Origin of the sequence: Gemmatimonas groenlandica, from assembly GCF_013004105.1 — a bacterium.
Lineage (GTDB): Bacteria > Gemmatimonadota > Gemmatimonadetes > Gemmatimonadales > Gemmatimonadaceae > Gemmatimonas > Gemmatimonas groenlandica.
The window spans coordinates 180,536-199,110 of the sequence record NZ_CP053085.1 but is presented as its reverse complement, the minus strand read 5'-3'; the positions used below and the strand labels follow the sequence as shown (position 1 = coordinate 199,110).

The following is an 18,575-nucleotide window of genomic DNA, read 5'->3' as shown; positions in this document are numbered from 1 at the left end:
CTTGGATACCTGCTGTGCAGGTACGGCCTGTCCGAATGCCACTTTTCACGGCCAATACGGGCAGCTGAATTGCACAGGATATGCGCATAGCGCACAAATGTCCGTTCGCGTGGCACCGTTGCTGCACCGGAGACGCATCACACGCTGCCCGGAGAGCAATGCATGAGGAACGATGACTTCGAAGTTCGGCTCGATCGACAACGAGAAGGCTCACTGCCACTCATAGACGTCCGCGTCAACGACCGACAGGATGCACCACTCGGCACGCTGTTGAAGCAGTTGACCGGCGACACCGCCGATCTGCTTCGACAGGAACTGGCGCTCGCCAAGTCGGAAGCGCGTGAAGCCGGCACCCGCTTGATGCGTGATGCAGCGAAAGTCGGTATCGCGGCGGGGCTGACGCTGATGGGTGGCTTGGCACTCACGACGTCGCTTATTGTCGGCCTCGGCGTTCTGCTGAGCGGCAACTACTGGCTCTCGGCACTGATCGTTGGAGTGGCCGCATTCGGCGCCGGCTATTCGATGGTGCAGAGTGCGCTACGCGATCTCAGCGATCACGGATTCGCGCCCAAAGAGGCGATCGCGTCGTTGAAAGCGGATCAGCGCTGGGCGAGTCGCGAGGTGCAAGACCTGAAGCACGAGCTCACTGACAAGAGCGATCCCCCACACGTCCGACCCTGAGGAGGGTGTCATGTCCGATCACGAGATGAATGTTGGCGCTAGTACAGCTTTTACGGGAGCAGCGTCGAACGCCATACCGCACAACCTTGGCGAACAAACGCGAAAGGTCGTTGCTGATGTACAACACAAGGCTGGCGAGCAGGTACGGAGTGGCCTCGACAGTGGCAAGCGGCGAGCCGCTGGCGCGTTGCTGGGTGTTGCCGATTCGCTGATGCACGGCAGTGCCACCGAGCAGTCCGGCGCCGGGCAGTATATCCGGCAGGCGGGCGAGCAGGTGCAGCGGGCTGCGGACTACCTGGAGAAGGCCGACGTCAAGCAGCTGACCCGCGATGCGGAGTCCTTTGCGCGCCGGCAACCCATCGCCTTTATCGGAGGTGCCTTTGTGCTCGGCGTTGTGGCGGCGCGCTTTTTCAAGAGTTCGCAGCAACCCGACGGTGCGAAGGACATGTCTGACAACTCTCGCATGACGCAATCGTTCTCTGTCCCCGTCGCCGACGGTCCGCTCGCGGATCAGGGACCGGAACGTGGCGGTTGGTACGAAGGCGAGCAGCCCGTCAACCGCTATCGGGAACCGCTGCCGCCCACGCTGGGAGAGTGACCATGTCACCAATGCAGCCCACGACGGATGCGGTCGAGACGGAGCTGGATACCGGGCGTGAGTCCAACAGCCACAATTCCAGCGATACGGATGTGATGCGTGCAGAAATCGAATCGACACGCATGCGGATGAGCGATACGCTCGATGAAATCGGCGATCGACTCAATCCTCAGACGATCAAGGAGAACGTCAAAGACTCCATCAGAGAAGCCACCATCGGGAGGGTAAGCCACATGGCGCGAAATGCGACCGAAAGCGTACAGCGAGGCACCAGCGGTATCACGAACGCGGTGCGAGAGAATCCAATCCCTGCCGCGATGATCGCGTTGGGAATTGGCTGGATGTTCTTCAACAGCACGTCAGAGCGCACGGAGCGTGGTGCGCAGCAGGTCGCGAGCGGCGTGAAAGACAAGGCCGGTGAGCTGACCGACAGCGTCAAAGCACGCGCTCGGAGCATCGCCTCATCGGTGTCCGACACCAGCCGTCGCGGTCAGGGGCGGATCGAAGAAGCCTACAGCGCCAATCCGTTGGCGCTCGGCGCCGTGGCGATCGCGGCCGGCCTCGCCGTCGGCCTCTCGGCCCCAGTAACCGATCGGGAATTCCGGATCATGGGTGGAGAGAGTCCAACCTTCGTGTAAGGCGGAAAGTGTTGAACAAGGGGTGACGAACTGGAGCGCACCTGCGATTGTTCGGTCATGCTCCTAGCGCACCCCTCCGTTCCTCAGCTCGCGGCGATCGCCGCCATCTCGGCTGTGGGCGGCGCCGTGAACTCGATTGCTGGCGGCGGCACGTTGCTCACCTTCCCGGCCCTTCTGGCGCTGGGCGTACCACCGGTGTCAGCCAACGCCACCAGCACGCTCGCGCTCTGGCCCGGCTCGTTGGCCAGCATGTGGGGCTACCGGCGCGAACTCGTGGGCGCCGAGCGCTGGGCGCTGCGTCTCGCGATCCCGAGCATTCTCGGCGGCGGTATCGGTGCAGCCCTGTTGTTGGCGACGACGGATGAGCAGTTTCGGGCGCTCGTACCGTGGCTGGTGTTCGGCGCGACCGTGCTGTTCGCGTTGCAGGGGCCGGTGATGAAGCACCTGCGCAAGCGGGCCAGCGCGTCACCGACGGGCGTGATCGAACGCCCGATCAATCCGACCACGGGCATGCTCATCGCGCAGTTCGTGGTCGGTATCTACGGCGGCTACTTCGGCGCCGGAGCGGGCATCGTGATGCTCGCGGTGTTCGGGCTGATGGGGCTCACGAACATCCACCAGATGAATGGCCTCAAGAACTTCAATGGCATTTGCTTCAACGGCATCGCCGCCATCACCTTCGCCGTCATGGGGCAGGTGAACTGGCCGATCGGCGTCGTGATGGCGGTAGGGTCGAGCGCCGGCGGCTACCTGATGTCGGGCCTCGCGCAGAAGGTGCCGCAGGCGTGGGTTCGCAATGCCGTAACGGCGATCGGATTCGCCAGCGCGATCTGGCTCTTCGTCGCGAAGAGCTGAGACCGCGCCGGCGAATCCGACGCGCACTACTTGACGGACACCTGCTTGATCATGCCGTGCGCGAGATGCGGCTTCCCGTCCTTCATGTCGGGCGTGAAGCACATGAACGCGAACTCGCCCTTCGGCACATCGACCTGCAGATACACCACATCACCCGGCACGATGTCGGTGATGCCACCCATCGGCTTGCCCGGAGGCGCACCTACGGGATTTTCGGCGAACTTCGCCATGTCCATCGGTGACTTGCCCGGCATGAGCATCGCCATGAAGAACTCGTGCGGCTGCTTGCCCGTGTTGCGCACCGCGATCACATGCTTGCCCGGCGCCAATGGCTTGGAGAAGGCGAGGTCGTAGTCGGACAGCGTCAGCGTAACGTCGGCCACCGGTGCGGTGGTCTTGCGCGCGGACGGCGTCACGGTGAGCGCCTTAATCATGCCCTTCATCACGTGCGGCGGTCCGCCGGGGCTCGGGATGACGCACAGCGCGACGTAGTCGCCCGCTTCGAGGTTGCTGGTGAAGGCCGTTTCATCGCCGGGGGCCGGAGCGTTCGGCCCGCCCACCGGCTTCATCCACTTCGGCGGCGGTCCACCAGCCTTGAAGAAGGCGAGCACATCGTCGGGCTTCTTACCCTTCTCCACCTTCACGAGATAGACATGGTGGAGCTCCTTGCCCTTATTCGAAAAGCGAATCGTCGTGAGTCCGGCCGGCACACTCGCCGGCATGTCGAAGGCGTAGTCCGACGCGACCACGGAAATGACATTGGCACCGGGCAGCGCTGCGAAGCGCGCCGGGACTGCGGACTTTGCCGCTGATGGTGCGGCGGGCTGCGCCCCCAGCAGCGTAGCCGACACAACTGTTGCAGCGACCGCCAGCGCGACGCGGGGAAGACGACTCATTAGCCGACGTTTATGCATGATGACTCCTGATACGATTGTCTAAGGGTGGTGGATTGGCACCGCGGTACAAACGGTGATGGAGACTCGTACGGCCGGAACCCCGAACCGGGTTTCAAACGAACAGGTTGAGCTCGACAGGCTGCACGACGTCCGCCGTCTCCACGCGCAACGTGAGTGACGAGACGGTCGTAGCCGGGACTCGACGCAGCTGCCGGTGTCCGATTGTCGTGCCGCTCGCCAACAGTTGCGGGCGGCTACCACTCGTGGACACACTCCACGACGACACGCGCTGTCCCTGTGAGATCGGTTCACGCAGATCGAGCAGCGAGACGGACTGTGGCGCCCGCAACTGAATCGTGCGCACGCCCGCGCGTACACCGTCGGTGCGCCAGGCGCTGTTGCGTACCGCGAGGGGGCGGGCGAAGAGCGACGTGAGCGACGCGCGCATGCCGGCCAGTCGTGCTACATCCACATCATGCAAGAGTCCATCGCGCGTGGGAGGCACGTTCAGCAACAGCTTGGAGTTACGCCCTACGCTCGTGAAGTAGAGCTGCACGAGATCGTCGACACTCTTTACTTTCGCATCCTCGGCTGGATGGTAGAACCAGCCGGGGCGAATGGACACATCCGTTTCGCTCGGGCGCCACACCGACCCGTCGGGATGCCCGTGCTGCAACGACGCGATCACATCATCACCGCTGGCCCCGATATACGGCACCGACTCCGGACGGATCGTGCTCCAATGCGTTTCGCCGGCGACGCCGCGCTCGTTGCCGATCCAACGCACATCAGGACCCGCGTCGGAGAACATGATCGCATCAGGCTGCAGCTTGCGCACCAGCGCCCACGTGCGCGGCCAATCATACGTCTGACGCTTGCCGTTCGGCCCTTCGCCGTTCGCGCCGTCGAACCACACTTCGTGCAGCGTACCGTACCGCGTGAGCAGCTCCGTGAGCTGCGCCATGTACACGTCGTTGTAGCGCGCCGAATCGCCATAGGTGGGATGGTTGCGATCCCACGGTGAGCAGTAGAGTCCGGGCTTCATGCCCTCTATCCGACAGGCATCGACGAACTCGCGCACCACATCGCCCGCGCCCCGCCTCCACGGACTCGACGCCACCGAATGCGCGGTGGTCGCTGTTGGCCACAAACAAAAGCCGTCATGATGCTTTGCCGTGAGCACCATCGACTTCGCCCCGGCCGCCTTCGCCGCGCGCACCCACTGCCGCGCATCGAGGCGCGCAGGGTTGAAGAGCGACGGAGATTCGGTGCCGTCACCCCACTCGCGGTCGGTGAACGTATTCACACCGAAATGCACAAAAACAGCCAACTCGTCGCGCTGCCAGGCGAGCTGCTGCGGCGTCGGGCGCGGTCGCGATTGAAAGCCGAGCGAGGGCACTGCACCGAGGCGAGCGATCGCCGCGGACGCCGTGAGCTGCGTCAAAAAGTGTCGACGACTGAGAGGCATGTATGCGCGAGGATGACGTCAGAATACTCGCGCGAAACATGCGGCGATCAGCGCCCGGGCGCGAGCACGTCGGCGCGCGGCGGCACCCAGGGCGGTATCCACTTCCCGGTGAGCGGGCAGCCGGTTCCCGGTGCCACCGACAGCCCGGCAAAGCCGCCACCGCCAACGCCGAAGCGCGCGTCGGTCACGATGGCCATGCCGCTGGCGTCGAGCGACCACACCGGGGTGCGCATGAACCGCATGGCGGCAGCGAACTCGCAGCGCGTGGCCGCCAGCGCCACGAACTCGGCGCGCGGCACGGCCCACGTCTCCCCCCACGCCACCGCCGGCGACGCAGCGAATGGCACGGACGGGGAGGTACCAGGCAGTGCTCCCAGGGTGTTGCGCCCAGCGCCTGAGCCGGTGGACAGGCATCCCGCCGCATTCAGCCCTGAGCTCCACGGGGCAACGGTTGCCGTCGTCACGCGGTATTCCGTACTGGTGGAGGTGACGACCATGGCCGAGAAGCAGCGCGGGTCGGCCGCCGCCGGCGTGAGGACCACATCGCGCAGGGAGCCATCGTTCACCAATTCCGTCACTACGGCGCGCGCCTGAACCGAGGACAGAAAGAACATGATCGTCACCACAACCCACGCCGCAATCCCCGTGAGTGGGCGCGCCGCAGCGGAGACGGCGCGCTGCAGGAGCATCCCCACGAGCGACATGATCGTGATGCCGAGGGCGACGGGCGGCGACACCTGGCCGGCAAACCAGCAGAGCGCGAGGATCGCGACCAGCGCGAGCAGCAACAAGACGCGTCCGGCTATGCCTCGCGGCCCCCAGGCGAGCGGTGGGATCGCCACGACCATCAACCACGGCTCCACAATGAACACCGCGTCACCGTAGTACCAGCGATTGTCGAACGGCCAAAACGGGTGCACGCCGTAGCTGTTCGTGAAGTCGAGTGCCAAATGCGACAGCGTGCCGACCAGCGCGAGCATGAACAACGCCCGCGCGCCAACGCGGGACACGATCGCCGACGAGGCGTCCGCCCGCTCTCGTCCCTTCAGCCCGCGCTGCCACCACCAGCGCGTGGCCCACCACAGCACCACGGCACTCACCAGCGCCCAAACGACCGTGTGGGTGTGCCCTCGATGATGCAGCAGATAGCCGAGCTTCCCCATGGCGACCATCGGACCGGAATACACCAGATCCGCGTCAGGAAATTCGGCCGCCGCGATACCCAGGACCACCGCCGCGCGGCGGAATCGTGCCAGCGATGGCGCTTCCGCCCCCATGGGAGAAGCGCGGCCGATGCGACGCTGAACATATGAAACGGTGGCGTCAGCCAGGAGCAGGCCGGCCAGTGCGTGAGTGACGTTGTCCACGCGTGGTAGTTGAGCGCCTGTACAGTGGCTGTCAACCGACCGACACGACGTTTACCGGAGTCGCGTGGGGCGGTACACCGTGACCTGCGATCCTTCGGCCACGAACATCGACCGCGGCGGCACCGACAGCGGTGCTTCGAACGCGTCGCCGTATAAACCGCGCACATCGGCATCGAACGACGGGTCCGCCCCCTGCCAGACCCGCCATGAGGGATGCGCGACCTGATACTCCACCGTGCTGCCATCCCGCTGCGGCGTGTAGCCCCAATAGTGCTCAGCGATGAACTCCGGCTCCGACCCCGATACCAGCGGCGCGGGCTCGCCGACCGCCGTCACGCTCACCTGCTGATGCTGCGCGTTGTCGAACCAGCCGTACATCAGACGTCCGGGGGACGGAATGAGCGTGGGCGGCACACGGCTGTGCATCGTCAACGCGGAGTACGGCTCGTTGTAGAACAACCGCGCAGTGTAGGCGATCGCAGCCCTGGGCACGAGCTCGCGCACGAACACGACGCCGCGGCGGGCCGAGCCATCGGGCATCGGCCGCTTCACGTAGAAGCGCAGGTTCACTTCGTCGAAATCGCGGTGGAATGGCACCGGGATGCCGAGCACGCGCGTGTGGAGGAAGCGGAACCCGACGATGCTCGCGAGGGCGCGCCCTTCGAACAGATCGAGCACCGTGTGCTTCGGCACGAGCGGCTCGAGCACAGCCGGCGGGATCTCGTAGTTCAGCATCACGAGATACCGCCATTCGGCGGTGAGAAACGGACGGCGGGCGACTTGATCAGGTGTGGTCACACCAGATCAACCCGCCCGCCGTCGTCGCGTTCCCGCCAACGCTCACCCACGAGCTACATCGCGGTCTTCATCGCGTTGCCAAGGGTGAACCTCGCCAGCCATTCGTACTCACGCTTCATACGGTCCATCTGGTGATAGTACTCGGTGAAGCCGTGGCCTTCGCGCGGATAGAACACAAGCTCGGTGGTCTTGCCGCGGTCCTTCAGCGCGCGGTAGAACTCCATGGGTTGGCCGATTGGCACACGCTCGTCGTTGCCACCATGCAGGATCAGCAGCGGCGTCGTCACGTTGTTGCTGTAACTGATACCGGATCGCTCGAGATACTTCCGGATGTTGGCATTCACGATCGAGCCGTCGTACTGCGGATCGCCGAAGAACGTGTTGATGTAGCCCGGAATGTCCGTCGTGCCCGCCATCGACAGCAGCGACGGCAGTCCCGCGCCCATCATGGCTGCCTTGAAGCGTCCAGTCTGCGACACTACCCACGACGTCATATAGCCGCCGTAGCTCCAGCCTTCGAACGCCATACGCGTGGAATCGGCGATGCCGCGCTTGATGAGATCATCAACGCCGGTCATGATGTCGCGGTAATCGCCACCGCCCCAGTCACCGGTGTTCGCGTGCATCCACCATTCGCCGTAGCCGGTGGAGCCACGGGGATTCGGGTAGAGCACCGCCCAGCCGCGCGCGGCGTACGTCTGTCCGGGGCTGGTGCCGCCCTTGAAGCCGTTGGTGTGGGCGCCGGTCGGACCACCATGCGCCGATACCACCAGCGGCACGCGTGCGCCATCACGGTATCCCACGGGCAGCAGCAACACGCCTTCCACGTCGCGACCGTCCTTCGACTTCCAAGTGATCACGCGCGACGCACCGAGGGTGCGCTCGCCGAGCCACGCATTCGTGGTCGTGATGCGCGATGGCGTACCACCGCCGCTCTGCACGTACACTTCACCCGGCATGTCTGGTGTGTCGAGCACCATGGCGAGCTTCGATCCGTCGCTGCTCGGCGAGAGTCCCTGCACCAGGACATCCTTCGTGCGCTTGCTGTAGCTCTTGCTCGCAAGGTCGTATGCATACAGCGAGTTCCACACACGATCGCTGGCGGTGAACCACAGCTGCTTGCCATCAGGCGACCAGCGGAGTGCGCCCGGACTCACATCAAAATCAGCGCGGGCATGATTCGTGAGCGCGCGCGTCGCGATATCGAACGTGACCACACGCGCGTTCCGCAGCGTGCGCGGCATGATGCCGTCCTTGTGTGGCGCCATTTCGTGAGGCAGCATCGTGAACGCGAGCGTCTTGCCGTGGGGCGAGAACTGCGGCGCCGTCTCTGCGTCGTTCGTCGTCGTGATCGCATCCAGCACGAGCGAGGCGACATCCACCACATACGCGTTGCCACGTTCATCGCGAATCATCGGCGTCGGTGACGCGCGGAAGCCCAGCTTCTTCCCGTCTGGTGACCAGTTCGGTACACCGCTCACCGTGTATGCACCGGACGTGATCTTGCTCGCCTTGCCCGATGCGACATCGACTACCCAGATGTGATTCAAGCGGAAATCGTCTTCGTACACCTTGGGATCGTCACGTCGGCGCACCTTCGCTTCCTGCTCGCGCGTGAGCGAATCGGTGGTCACGACCGCGATGCGCGAGCCATCAGGCGACCACACGTACGACGAGACGCCGTCACGCACCGTGGTAAGCTGTCGCGACTCGCCACCGTCAGCCGGCAGCAGCCAGAGTTGCGGCCTCGGCGCATCCTCGCCGGTGCCCGTACCGCGCGCCGCCACGAACGAAATCGTGCGACCATCGGGAGACCACTGTGCCTGCGCCTCACCGCGCTCGCCAAACGTGAGCTGACGCGGCGCACCACCGCCGGCCGGCACCATGAACACGTGCGAACGACGCTCGTGCCGATCGCCCAGAGCGGTGTCACCCTTCGCGTTCGGATGCTCCCACGCGCTGATGGCATACAGCACGCGCGCGCCGTCGGGCGACATCGCCACGCCGCCGACCGACTTGAGACGCATGATGTCGCTCTCGTCGAGTCCCTTCGACTGGGCGAGGGTGAGCGACGGCACGGCCACGCAGGCCGCAATGAGTACGGCAGACGGACGCAGACGGAGCGACATGGCGGCCTCTTACTTGAAGATGTTCAGCAAATTGGTGACGAACCCGCTGTGTTCGGCCTGTGCCTTCTCGAGAATCTCGAGCTCGCCCTTATCGAGCCAGATGCCTTCACAGGTGGGACAGGTATCGACGGTCACATGATGCGTTTCGCGCGGCACGAGCGGCGTGCCGTCGCGCGGGCACTTGTTGCGGTCGGCGGCCACCTGAGCGGCGCGCTCGGCGTCGGCCTTGGCGCGCATTTCCTTGCGCAGGTCGGCGTCGATCCGAGCGAAGTACTCTTCTTCGTTGCGACTGGGCTTGTTCTCGATGGCCATGGCTCTGCTGGTGCGTGAGGGAAGCGGACGTGATACGCTAAGAAACGCGTCGGCTACGGTTGAGCGCAAGGCGTTTGGTACTGCCTGGCGCTAGCACTCCGTGGGTCGGGAGCACGCAAATGCCGATCGACAGTATCATCGATCGGCGGCAACGTGGTCCAACGGGCGCACGCCCTGTACGACCCGGCTACGCGGCGACGTTCGCGCGCGCGTAGGGGATGATGTCGAGTCGTTCGAACGGGATCTCTTCCCCCGACTGCTCGTCGAGCCCGAAGGTCTCGGGTGCGGTGGCCAGGCGCTCCAGCGCGGCGTCGATCTCGGCGATCTCCGCCGAGCGCCGGGTGGCAACGGAGGCCTCGAGCTCTTCGTTGGCGGCGTCGGTGCCGAGGTCGGCCGCGTGCGTCGGGAACTTGGACAGGTCGCCGGCCAAATCCTGGCTGTCTTCCGACGATTCCTCGCCTACGAAGTCCTGAAGCTGCTCAAGGAGACGGGTGCGCTCCTCGTGGAGGCGCTTCTCGAGGTGCTTTAGCTGTGAGGCGGTCAGTGGCATTGATACTCCGAATCCAAGGTTATCGTGGCGGGCTGAAGAGCAGCCCGGCGCGGTGAGCGTAGCGATTCACTTGCATGGATCGGTCCACCCGCTCGGGCGCGACCGCGTCGGCAGCACCGGAGGCCGCGCTTTCCGCTAGGTTCCTGTTGCGGGGGCGGCGCAGGTCGCGGCCTCCCTGCCCCATTTCCCGAAGAGGAGCCGCTCGATGTCCGATCAGAGTTCGTTTACCGCCGAGCACCGCTCGTTCGAATGGGAACTCGTCCTCAAGTACGAGGACCTTTCACTCCCCGCGTCCGAGTGGAACGAAGCGACGCTCGCCGTGATCGCCGGGTGGTACGCCAAGAATCTGCCCAGCGAGCAGGCGGAGGCGCGGTATGAGAAGTCGTATCATCGCAACCGGCGTCGCCTGTCAAACCGCCTGGATCCCGCGTCGGTGGACACGGCCGCGATCGAGAAGCTCGACGGTGTCTGGGAGTCGCTGCTGACGCGGGTGCTGCAGGCGAAGAAGTAGCGCCTCGCCTCGCGTGCCACGGTGTGACGGTTCGGGCCAGTTCGCGCTGGCATTCGCGCCGCCCCCCTTGCCCCACGGATCGCCGACGCCAATGCTGTAGGGATACCAAGTGCGCGCGATACGGCGATTGGAAACACTCTGCACCGTAGGCAATGACCGTCCCCGAACTTCCGCCGGACCAGTCGACGACGACTGGTCAGCACGACGCCGAGCGCACTGCGCGGACGTACGCCGCGCACGTTCTGGCGTGGGTGCGTGGTCACGGCCCAGTTCCCGCGCCGCACAGTGTGTCGCGACTGGCTCACGACGCGATCCAGTCGCTGCGTGTGGAGCGCGAGTTGGCGTTGGCCGATCGTCGCCATCGCGCGCCGGCCGAGAAGACGCCGGTCATGCCGAGAGGGATCATGACGGCGCTGCTCGATCCCACGCTGATTGATTTGCGGCATCATGACGTGGTGCAGCTCCATCGGAGCCCGACGCAGTACTTCGTGGCATTCGACCCGACCACCGACGAATTGCTCTCGTGGGAGATGGGCGATCCCGGACGGGTCAAGCGGTGGGGACCGTCGGTGTGTCGGGGAGACGTGCAGCTGGCGTCGTTACTGCGCGCGGGGCGCGAGGCGCGCTATCCGTGGGTGTATCCGGATGTGGCGGCGGCCGGCGTTGTCCCTCCACCGGCGGAGTCGAACTAGCACTCGGGCGACGGATTCGCAGGCGAGCGTCCATCGCGAAGCACGAGTTGCACGGCGTCACGAAGCTGGATTGGCGCGTACGGCTTCTCGAGCTGCAGGTTGCTCGATTCCGCGAGAAACGCTTGCGTGCTGGGCGTGAACGCGCCCCCCGTCAGAAACATCATGCGATGCGCCTGGTCTGGCGCCATGCGCATCAGCTCACCGTACAGGTCGACCCCCGTCATCTCGGGCATCATGATGTCGCAGAGAATGACGTCGAACCGATCGCCTGCTTCGAGCAACGCCAGCGCCTCTCGTGCGGCGGTCACGCCAACGACGTCGTGCTCTCCCCCGAGCGTTCGCACTAGGCTGCGCACGATGAGCTCCTCGTCGTCGACAATCAGGATGCGCGCGCGAGCCCCGCGTTCGTTGGCCGGAACGGGAAGCGGTTTAACGACCGACGGCATCGTTGCGATCGGCAGGGAAACGGAGAACGTCGTTCCCGTCCCCAGCTCGCTTCGTACGGTCAACTCGCCATCGAGATCGGTGACGATCCGCTGGCAAATGGCGAGTCCCAGACCGGTGCCGAGGCCGACGTCTTTGGTGGTGAAAAAGGGGTCGAAGATACGGTTGATGTGTTCCGGCGAGATCCCAACGCCGGTGTCACGTATTTCGACCATGACCCGCTGCCGGTCACGGTCAAACCACGTCGAGAGGCTGATCGCATGGTGTTCCGCGTGTCCTTCGGGAAGCGCCTGCGCCGCGTTGACCAGCAAGTTGAGCATCACTTGACCGAGTCGAGCCTCGCTGGCGCTGACCAGTGGCACCGAACCATAGTTGCGGACGAGCTGCGCGCGGTGCCGGATTTCGTTCCATGCCATACGAACCGTCGAATCCAAGACACGATGCACGTCGACCGCTCCGATCAGCTCGTCCGGCCGCGCGCGAGAGAAGATCATCAGGTCACGCACGATGATCCGCACGCGTTCAGCCGCCTCGCGGGCATCCTTGATCGCATCCTGCATACTGGGCTGCCCACTGACCTCGCAGCCATCGGCAGTCGGCGAGAGCGCACCACCGCAACGGCAGTGCTCCGCGATGAACGCCAAGTTTGCCGTCACCGCAGCCAGCGGGTTGTTGATCTCGTGCGCCACCCCCGCAGCCAGCGTGCCGACCGACGCCATGCGATCGCTGACGATCAATTGTGCTTCGATCTTGCGCAACGCCTCTTCGGCCTGCCGCCTTCGGGTCCGATCTGTCATCATGGCCAGCATGCCAACATGTTTCCCGTGCTCATCCCGCACGACGCTGGACTTCAACTCGACATGCAGCTCGGTGCCGTCCTTCTTGAGGATGGTGACTTCGCTCGCCCCATCGACATCGTGATCCAGACTACTGATACGCAGCATGGCGCGTTCGTACGCGTGCGCCGGCAGCAGCTCGAGTAACGATCGTCCAATCAAGTCAGCGGGCGTATATCCGAGCAGGTCCGCGATTCGTCGGTTGGCGAACGTCAGCGTGGCGTCCAGCGCCACCGTGAAGATCCCCTCGTTCGATGTCTCGACGATGCTGCGGTACCGGGCCTCGCTCTCCCGCAGCGCCTGTTGCGCCATCGCGAGCAGCACTGGCGAGCGACTGCGACTGTCGACCACGGCGTCGATCTCGCCGGAAACGAGAGCGGCGATCGTCGCATCGGCCTCGGCGAGCCGGCGCCTGAGCGTGCGTCCGTTATTCATGGCGCCGATCGGTGCCGACGAGGGCCATCAGGACCTGTTCGGTGTCACTGAGGTTGCCGATGATGCGTTGCGTTGGTCGTGGTGCCAACTTCAGCAACGTCGGCGTGACGATAATGCCGTCGGCCAAGGCCCGCTCGGGAGAGTCGAGCAGATCCACCACCTCGAGTTCATACGCGCTGGGGAAGTGCTGCTCGCAGATCGCCCTCGCGTTGACCACGGCCCGCACGGAGTTCGGCGCGCTGCCAGCGATGTACAGTCGGAGCCGCATCAAGGCGGACTTAGCACTGATTCTCGGCATGCTACGGCGCCTTGCGGCTGATGGACTTGCGCCGAGCGGTCGGCCCCGTTGCCGGTCGTGCGCGAGGCCCCGTGACCATCGCCTCGGCGTCGGCATGTCGCATCTCGAGCAGGGCGGTGCGGTCCGTATCGAGCAGGTCGGACGCCTCGCCCATCGTGCGCGCCAACAGTGCGATCTCCGCGCTTCGTGCTTCCATCTCCGTTTGCACCACCTGCAAGCGAGCCGCCGCTTCTGCCTGTTTCAGCTGCAACTGCAGCCGCTTGAGCTCCGACGCGACTTCGTTGCGCTGTCTTGCGGCAATGCCTTCCTGTTCCCACTGCCAGCGCGCGACGCCCATCAACACCTTGCCGTGCGCCACGAAGACGTCGGTCAGCGTGACCCCGTTATCCGTGAGGGTGAGTTCTCGCACCTGGTTCGAATGGCCCGTGCCGCGAGACTTCACGATGGTCAAGGCGCGATTGCGTTCACCGTCCTGGACCAGATACGACATGTGAATCCATGTATCGGCGAGCGTGGAGATCCCGGTCGCGGTGGCTTCATCGGTGTTGACCCCGTCGAGTAACGACGTGTTGACGACGGTGATCCCCTCAACCTTGAGAAAGTCGAGAAACTGTTGCGCGGCATCGGCGGACGCGATGTGCGCGAGCTTGCTGGAAAGCGCCGACAACGGATCGATGACCAGACAGCGCGGATTGTGCAGCCGCACCATGGCGCGAAGCTCACCGAACTGATCTTCGACATTCGGTCCGCGTGTGCGGGTGGAGTACATCTTGAGCAGCCCGGAGCGCAGATACGGCGTCAACTGAATCGCTACGGACTGCAAGTTGCGTACGATCTGCGCTGCCCCCTCGTCGAAGCTCACATACATCGTCCGCTCGCCGCGTTCACAGGCGGCCGCCGTGAACAGTCCGGCTAGCGTGGACTTGGCCGTTCCGGGCGCCCCCGAGATCAGGATGTTGCTGCCGCGGTGATAGCCGCCACGCAACATGTGATCGAGTCGCGGCAAGCCCGTGGACACCCGCTCGTCGGACACGTCGTAGCGGAGCTCGACCGGACCACGATTGGTGAGTTGAAGCCCGGCGGTCGTGAGCGTAATCGGAAATTCGTCACCAGCGAATCCCGAGCCGCGATACTTCATCACCCGAAGATTGCGGAAGGCCGAACCTTCGACCACCTGATGTCGGACGATGACCACGCAATCGACAATGAACTGCAGATCGCTGTCACTGTGATCGACGGCCGCGGGGCGCGCCTTCTGCGTGATGATGCCCGTGAGACCGGTACGGGCGAGCCAATCGCGTATGCGATAGATCTCGCGGCGCGCGGCCACGGGATCGTCGAGCAGACCGAGGAGCACGTCCAAGCCGTCGAAGACGATCCGCTGCGCGTTGCTTTTTTGCGCGATCGATTCGAGGATGGCGAGCATGCCGATGAGGTCGAACTCACCCGTCTTCACGATCTCCGGCGAGAGGCGCGCGTCGAAGAACTGCAGCCGTTTCCTGGCGAGTCGCGGCAGGTCCCAGCCAAACGCCGACGCGTTGCTGATGATCTGGGCGACGCTTTCCTCGAACGCGACGAAGATTGCCGATTCGTTCGACTCGCGCACGCCGTTTACCAGCGACTGTAGGGCGAACACCGTCTTGCCGCTGCCCGCTCCTCCCATGATCAGCGTCGTCCGACCGCGCGGAAGACCGCCTCGGGTGATTTCGTCGAACCCCCGGATGCCGGTGAGAATCTTGGGCGAAGCCAACGTCGGAGTGATGGTCACGATCGGATGTCCTTCTCGAGGTACCGAAAGACGAGCCGCAGAAGGCGGCCATGCGCTCGGCAACAATCGAGTCGGCGTCTTGCTCAGTGCAGGTCCAGTCGCATGCAAGCCTCCGCCGGGGCGTGGCTGGCTCCTCTCTCAGGAGGACCGAAAGGCGGGGTCGTGTTCACCCGCCGTGCAAAGCGATCTGGATCTCGAGATGAGCGAGGAGGGGCAAAACGCGCACCTCTCCCCGAACGGCGCTGCATCGCGCGCCGCTACCGGTTCCTGCACGATCTGTGGGAGGAACGATTGGTCAGCGCCCACTCGCGGGTGACCACCGTATCCCTCGGACTCTGGAAAGGTAGCGGACGCAACGGGGAGGCGCTGGACGACTCGGCGATCGGCCCCGCTGCGGCGAGCGATTACCGCAGGAAAGGCGCGCGAACGGACTCCTCGCGCCGCCAGTCTGGTGGCCAACGGGCGCGATCTGAAAGGCGACGGCGCCGACGGGGCACCGGCGAACGTGCTCGCCGGTGCCCCGTCCGTTCAGCATCACCCGCGCTACCGCGTGCAGAAGCGGCTAGCGGCCGGCTGCCGGCTTCACGACCACCTTGCCGCTGAGCATGGGCGCCGGCGACACCACCTCGTACCAGGCATACTCAGGAGTCTGCCACAAGCGCAGGCGCACGGTCTGATCGATCGCCGAGATCCAAATACGGAATTTCATCGGCAACGAGGACTCCCCAATCTTGACGATGCCCTCGCCTTGGTATTCGGCTGCATCAGGCCCGGAGAAAATCAGATAGCTGTGCGACGTGCTCTCCAGTGTGAAAACACGTCTGCGAGCACCCACCTCACTGACGCGCAGGGTAGTCTTTCCGCTCGGCACCGTTGCTCCCGGCCGGTAGTCCGCCGTGAAGTGCAGCTCGACTTCGTCGTCGTACCGAATGCCATCATACACGTATGACGTGCGAACTTTGCCGTTGCCGGCGATGATGCCGCCTCTCGGCTCATACGCCACCAGCTCGTGACATTCGGGCAGGTTGGTGTTGCCCGCGGCATCCGTGGCCGGCACGCACACCGTGTGTGAGCCGATGGTCGACACCGTGAGCACCGCGGTCGCCGTTTCGCGTGCAGTGTCGAACGCGCCATCCTGTGGCGTCATGTTCATCCACGAGCCGCCTTCATCAAGACGCGCTTCGAGGCGCGCGACAACACTGTTACCCGTATTCTCGTCGGTCGCCGACGCCGTCACGAGCGTCGTGGCCCCTACCACCACGACATCGGGATTCACCGTCAGGAAGCCTACACTCTCGGGTGCCTCGCGATCGGGGACTCCCCAGATGGACTCCGAGATCCATTGCCGCAGGCGGAACACCGACGTGTGCCCCGAACCAATACCGCAGGGGATAAATCCGAAACTGGTCAGTCCGACAATGTCGCCCGCAGCGTTGATGGCCGGCCCACCGCTGTCTCCCTGGCATGTGCCGGACTGTGGCGCACTGGCCCAGAAATGCGTGGCGGTGAGCAGCAAGCTGAAGTCGCTCCCGCCGACGGTCAGGCTGGTCGCGCGTAGCTCATCGGACGTGGAACCGCTTTCGGTCACTCCGAATCCTGCCGCGCGAACGGTCTCGCCGGCAACGACGTCCGCGTCGGGGAGGCGCGCCGGTGTCACGTTGGCGTCGTCGTTCAACTCCAACAGCGCCACATCGTTGACGAGCGTGTTCATGTTGAAGCGCGGGTGCGACAGGATCCGGGTAACGGCGATCGTGCGGGAGGCGCTGCTACTAATATCCCGATCGCCCACCAGCACAAAGGCCCGGCTGGCCGGGAGGCCAATCACGCAGTGCGCGGCCGTGACCACCCATCGCTGGGCCAGAACGGAGGCCGTACAGGTCCCGTAGTTCCCGATCTCATCGTACATCCGTAGACCGACCACAAAGGGCCACGTGGTCGAGAAGTCCGCGACCGAGACCGTCGACCCGTTGATGATGCGGCTGGGGCCGACCGGCTCGGCGGCCGTGGGAAGCTGTTGATCCTGGCAGCCGATGACGGCCAGCAGCACGGCCGCCAGCGCGAACCGGCGGCGAACGCTGGCGCGTCCGTGAGCAGAGGGTCCCGCGGTGCGTCCGAGCCGCGTAGGAGTGATGTGCATGGGTGATGCTCCGAGTCGTCGTGTGAACGGCACCATCGCACGGCGTCACGACGACACGACGTCGACGACAGGCTTCGTCCGAATGGCTGCGAACAACGACAGGATGGGTCGAACCGGAGCGTTCGGCGCAGCACCCACATTGCGGGATAGTGCGTGGATGTTGCCGGGATCGTGGCGATTGGTCGCGCACCGCGGGGACACGGCGTGAGGCACTTGGGGCACGGGAGTCGATCAACGGCGGAACAGCAAAAGGGCCACCCCCGACACGCGTCGTGGATGGCCCTAGCCTGCTATCTATTGCCCCTCTAGGAATCGAACCTAGAACCTTCTGAGTCAGAGTCAGACGCTCTGCCAATTGAGCTAAGGGGCAGCTGGCACCCAACGGGCCGAAACCCTTTGGAACCCCAAATATAGAAGACTCACGGCTGGACGGTAGTGCCCTCGGCGTCTGTGTCGTCCGATCCCAGAATCGCGAGCATCAGCGCTCCCACGTCCAGCTCGAACGCCTCCCCAGCGCCGGCTGGTTGCCACGACAGTCGGCCGGCGCAGATCTCGGGTCGGTCTACGTCGGGTGTCCACCGTTCGATCAGCTGCGAGTCCAGGTCGATCAACCAACACTCGATCGCCGCGCGCTGATACCGCGGCCGCTTTCGAAGGCGATCGGCCCGCGCCGTGCTCGGCGACACGACTTCGACCGCGAGATACGGCGGCGGCGGCGCCACTTTCCCGCGCACCACGTCGAGGCCCACCGGCGCGATCACGAGCACGTCCGGCTGCATCAGCGTATAGGGGTCGAGTACGACATCGTAGGGCGAGAACATCATCTCGCCGACGCCCTGACGCTTCACATACGCGCCGACCATGAGCCCGAGCTCGGCGACCGCGCGCTGGTGCGCGAACCGCGGCATAGGGCTCACCAGCAGCTCCCCATCCACGGTCTCGTAGCGACGGTGAGGATCGTCCGGCAACGCCCAGACGTCCTCAACCGACCAGCGACGCTCGTGCGCGATTGGCATGCCCATAGTTTGCTCGGCTCTCGGCGGTTTCCGCAACTCGGCGGCGACATGTTCATGCCACAACGTGCAACGGGGGCGACGGAACTCCGTCACCCCCGTTACGCATGCATGACTAATTCGCTTCACGCCGTCTTCCTGCTCGGAAC

Annotated in this window: 18 protein-coding genes and 1 tRNA gene; 6 read left to right on the top strand and 13 right to left on the bottom strand. The window is 64.7% G+C overall.

The genetic code is table 11. The annotated features are described in order from the left end of the window. Positions 1-162: 162 nt before the first annotated feature. From HKW67_RS00835 to HKW67_RS00820, 4 genes are read left to right on the top strand one after another with little or no spacing between them, the layout of a single operon-like run. Entirely contained in the window at positions 163-681 is a 519-nt protein-coding gene (locus tag HKW67_RS00835) for a phage holin family protein (protein ID WP_171223585.1), read from the top strand. A 10-nt stretch (positions 682-691) separates the two neighbouring features. Further along, on the top strand, positions 692-1,279 hold the full coding sequence (locus HKW67_RS00830) for a hypothetical protein (RefSeq protein WP_171223584.1): 588 nt from the start codon (positions 692-694) through the stop codon (positions 1,277-1,279). A 2-nt stretch (positions 1,280-1,281) separates the two neighbouring features. Next, complete coding sequence (locus HKW67_RS00825; protein WP_171223583.1) at positions 1,282-1,917, top strand: DUF3618 domain-containing protein; 636 nt, start codon at positions 1,282-1,284, stop codon at positions 1,915-1,917. 57 nt (positions 1,918-1,974) lie between these two features. Then, positions 1,975-2,772 (top strand): sulfite exporter TauE/SafE family protein, encoded by a 798-nt coding sequence (locus tag HKW67_RS00820; RefSeq protein ID WP_171223582.1) that lies wholly within the window; start codon positions 1,975-1,977, stop codon positions 2,770-2,772. 26 nt (positions 2,773-2,798) lie between these two features. Here HKW67_RS00820 and HKW67_RS00815 read toward each other — a convergent pair whose 3' ends face one another. The 7 genes from HKW67_RS00815 to HKW67_RS00785 form a co-directional block, all read right to left on the bottom strand. Beyond that, positions 2,799-3,668 carry a hypothetical protein gene (locus HKW67_RS00815; protein WP_171223581.1) on the bottom strand — a complete coding sequence of 290 codons (870 nt, stop codon included), beginning with the start codon at positions 3,666-3,668 and terminating at the stop codon, positions 2,799-2,801. A 112-nt stretch (positions 3,669-3,780) separates the two neighbouring features. Beyond that, positions 3,781-5,136, bottom strand: coding sequence for an alpha-L-fucosidase (locus HKW67_RS00810; RefSeq protein ID WP_171223580.1), 1,356 nt, complete (start codon positions 5,134-5,136; stop codon positions 3,781-3,783). Positions 5,137-5,183: 47 nt separating this feature from the next. Continuing rightward, positions 5,184-6,503, bottom strand: coding sequence for a metal-dependent hydrolase (locus HKW67_RS00805; protein ID WP_171223579.1), 1,320 nt, complete (start codon positions 6,501-6,503; stop codon positions 5,184-5,186). Between the two features lie 51 nt (positions 6,504-6,554). Next, positions 6,555-7,238: a YqjF family protein gene (locus HKW67_RS00800; protein ID WP_171227499.1), complete on the bottom strand. Its 684-nt coding sequence runs from the start codon at positions 7,236-7,238 to the stop codon at positions 6,555-6,557. A gap of 116 nt (positions 7,239-7,354) precedes the next feature. Further along, positions 7,355-9,430, bottom strand: a complete 2,076-nt coding sequence (locus HKW67_RS00795) for a S9 family peptidase (protein ID WP_171223578.1) — start codon at positions 9,428-9,430, stop codon at positions 7,355-7,357. A 9-nt stretch (positions 9,431-9,439) separates the two neighbouring features. After that, positions 9,440-9,742 (bottom strand): TFIIB-type zinc ribbon-containing protein, encoded by a 303-nt coding sequence (locus HKW67_RS00790; protein ID WP_171223577.1) that lies wholly within the window; start codon positions 9,740-9,742, stop codon positions 9,440-9,442. A 187-nt stretch (positions 9,743-9,929) separates the two neighbouring features. Then, positions 9,930-10,292, bottom strand: a complete 363-nt coding sequence (locus HKW67_RS00785; protein ID WP_171223576.1) for a TraR/DksA family transcriptional regulator — start codon at positions 10,290-10,292, stop codon at positions 9,930-9,932. A gap of 205 nt (positions 10,293-10,497) precedes the next feature. On the opposite strand from HKW67_RS00785, the gene HKW67_RS00780 reads away from it, so the two are divergent. Continuing rightward, on the top strand, positions 10,498-10,803 hold the full coding sequence (locus tag HKW67_RS00780; protein ID WP_171223575.1) for a hypothetical protein: 306 nt from the start codon (positions 10,498-10,500) through the stop codon (positions 10,801-10,803). A 152-nt stretch (positions 10,804-10,955) separates the two neighbouring features. Further along, positions 10,956-11,495 (top strand): hypothetical protein, encoded by a 540-nt coding sequence (locus tag HKW67_RS00775; RefSeq protein ID WP_171223574.1) that lies wholly within the window; start codon positions 10,956-10,958, stop codon positions 11,493-11,495. On the opposite strand, the gene HKW67_RS00770 is transcribed toward HKW67_RS00775, so the two are convergent. From HKW67_RS00770 to HKW67_RS00745, 6 genes are all read right to left on the bottom strand, one after another. Continuing rightward, entirely contained in the window at positions 11,492-13,210 is a 1,719-nt protein-coding gene (locus tag HKW67_RS00770; protein ID WP_171223573.1) for a hybrid sensor histidine kinase/response regulator, read from the bottom strand. The two genes, HKW67_RS00775 and HKW67_RS00770, sit on opposite strands and share 4 nt — an antisense overlap. Then, complete coding sequence (locus tag HKW67_RS00765) at positions 13,203-13,478, bottom strand: circadian clock KaiB family protein (protein WP_206044561.1); 276 nt, start codon at positions 13,476-13,478, stop codon at positions 13,203-13,205. The genes HKW67_RS00770 and HKW67_RS00765 overlap by 8 nt, the downstream gene beginning before the upstream one ends. Positions 13,479-13,509: 31 nt before the next feature. Then, positions 13,510-15,276, bottom strand: coding sequence for a circadian clock protein KaiC (gene kaiC, locus HKW67_RS00760; protein ID WP_171223571.1), 1,767 nt, complete (start codon positions 15,274-15,276; stop codon positions 13,510-13,512). A 562-nt stretch (positions 15,277-15,838) separates the two neighbouring features. After that, positions 15,839-17,413, bottom strand: coding sequence for a S1 family peptidase (locus tag HKW67_RS00755; protein WP_171223570.1), 1,575 nt, complete (start codon positions 17,411-17,413; stop codon positions 15,839-15,841). Between the two features lie 297 nt (positions 17,414-17,710). Next, positions 17,711-17,783, bottom strand: a tRNA-Gln gene (locus tag HKW67_RS00750). A gap of 49 nt (positions 17,784-17,832) precedes the next feature. Then, positions 17,833-18,435 carry a Uma2 family endonuclease gene (locus HKW67_RS00745; protein WP_171223569.1) on the bottom strand — a complete coding sequence of 201 codons (603 nt, stop codon included), beginning with the start codon at positions 18,433-18,435 and terminating at the stop codon, positions 17,833-17,835. Positions 18,436-18,575 lie beyond the last annotated feature (140 nt).

Bases quoted from the DNA above. Each gene is read 5' to 3' on its own strand.
- HKW67_RS00835 (WP_171223585.1), top strand. From the start codon at position 163: ATGAGGAACGATGACTTCGAAGTTCGGCTCGATCGACAACGAGAAGGC.
- HKW67_RS00830 (WP_171223584.1), top strand. From the start codon at position 692: ATGTCCGATCACGAGATGAATGTTGGCGCTAGTACAGCTTTTACGGGA.
- HKW67_RS00825 (WP_171223583.1), top strand. From the start codon at position 1,282: ATGTCACCAATGCAGCCCACGACGGATGCGGTCGAGACGGAGCTGGAT.
- HKW67_RS00820 (WP_171223582.1), top strand. From the start codon at position 1,975: ATGCTCCTAGCGCACCCCTCCGTTCCTCAGCTCGCGGCGATCGCCGCC.
- HKW67_RS00815 (WP_171223581.1), bottom strand. From the start codon at position 3,668: ATGAGTCGTCTTCCCCGCGTCGCGCTGGCGGTCGCTGCAACAGTTGTG.
- HKW67_RS00810 (WP_171223580.1), bottom strand. From the start codon at position 5,136: ATGCCTCTCAGTCGTCGACACTTTTTGACGCAGCTCACGGCGTCCGCG.
- HKW67_RS00800 (WP_171227499.1), bottom strand. From the start codon at position 7,238: ATGCTGAACTACGAGATCCCGCCGGCTGTGCTCGAGCCGCTCGTGCCG.
- HKW67_RS00795 (WP_171223578.1), bottom strand. From the start codon at position 9,430: ATGTCGCTCCGTCTGCGTCCGTCTGCCGTACTCATTGCGGCCTGCGTG.
- HKW67_RS00790 (WP_171223577.1), bottom strand. From the start codon at position 9,742: ATGGCCATCGAGAACAAGCCCAGTCGCAACGAAGAAGAGTACTTCGCT.
- HKW67_RS00785 (WP_171223576.1), bottom strand. From the start codon at position 10,292: ATGCCACTGACCGCCTCACAGCTAAAGCACCTCGAGAAGCGCCTCCAC.
- HKW67_RS00780 (WP_171223575.1), top strand. From the start codon at position 10,498: ATGTCCGATCAGAGTTCGTTTACCGCCGAGCACCGCTCGTTCGAATGG.
- HKW67_RS00775 (WP_171223574.1), top strand. From the start codon at position 10,956: ATGACCGTCCCCGAACTTCCGCCGGACCAGTCGACGACGACTGGTCAG.
- HKW67_RS00770 (WP_171223573.1), bottom strand. From the start codon at position 13,210: ATGAATAACGGACGCACGCTCAGGCGCCGGCTCGCCGAGGCCGATGCG.
- HKW67_RS00765 (WP_206044561.1), bottom strand. From the start codon at position 13,478: ATGCGGCTCCGACTGTACATCGCTGGCAGCGCGCCGAACTCCGTGCGG.
- HKW67_RS00755 (WP_171223570.1), bottom strand. From the start codon at position 17,413: ATGCACATCACTCCTACGCGGCTCGGACGCACCGCGGGACCCTCTGCT.
- HKW67_RS00745 (WP_171223569.1), bottom strand. From the start codon at position 18,435: ATGGGCATGCCAATCGCGCACGAGCGTCGCTGGTCGGTTGAGGACGTC.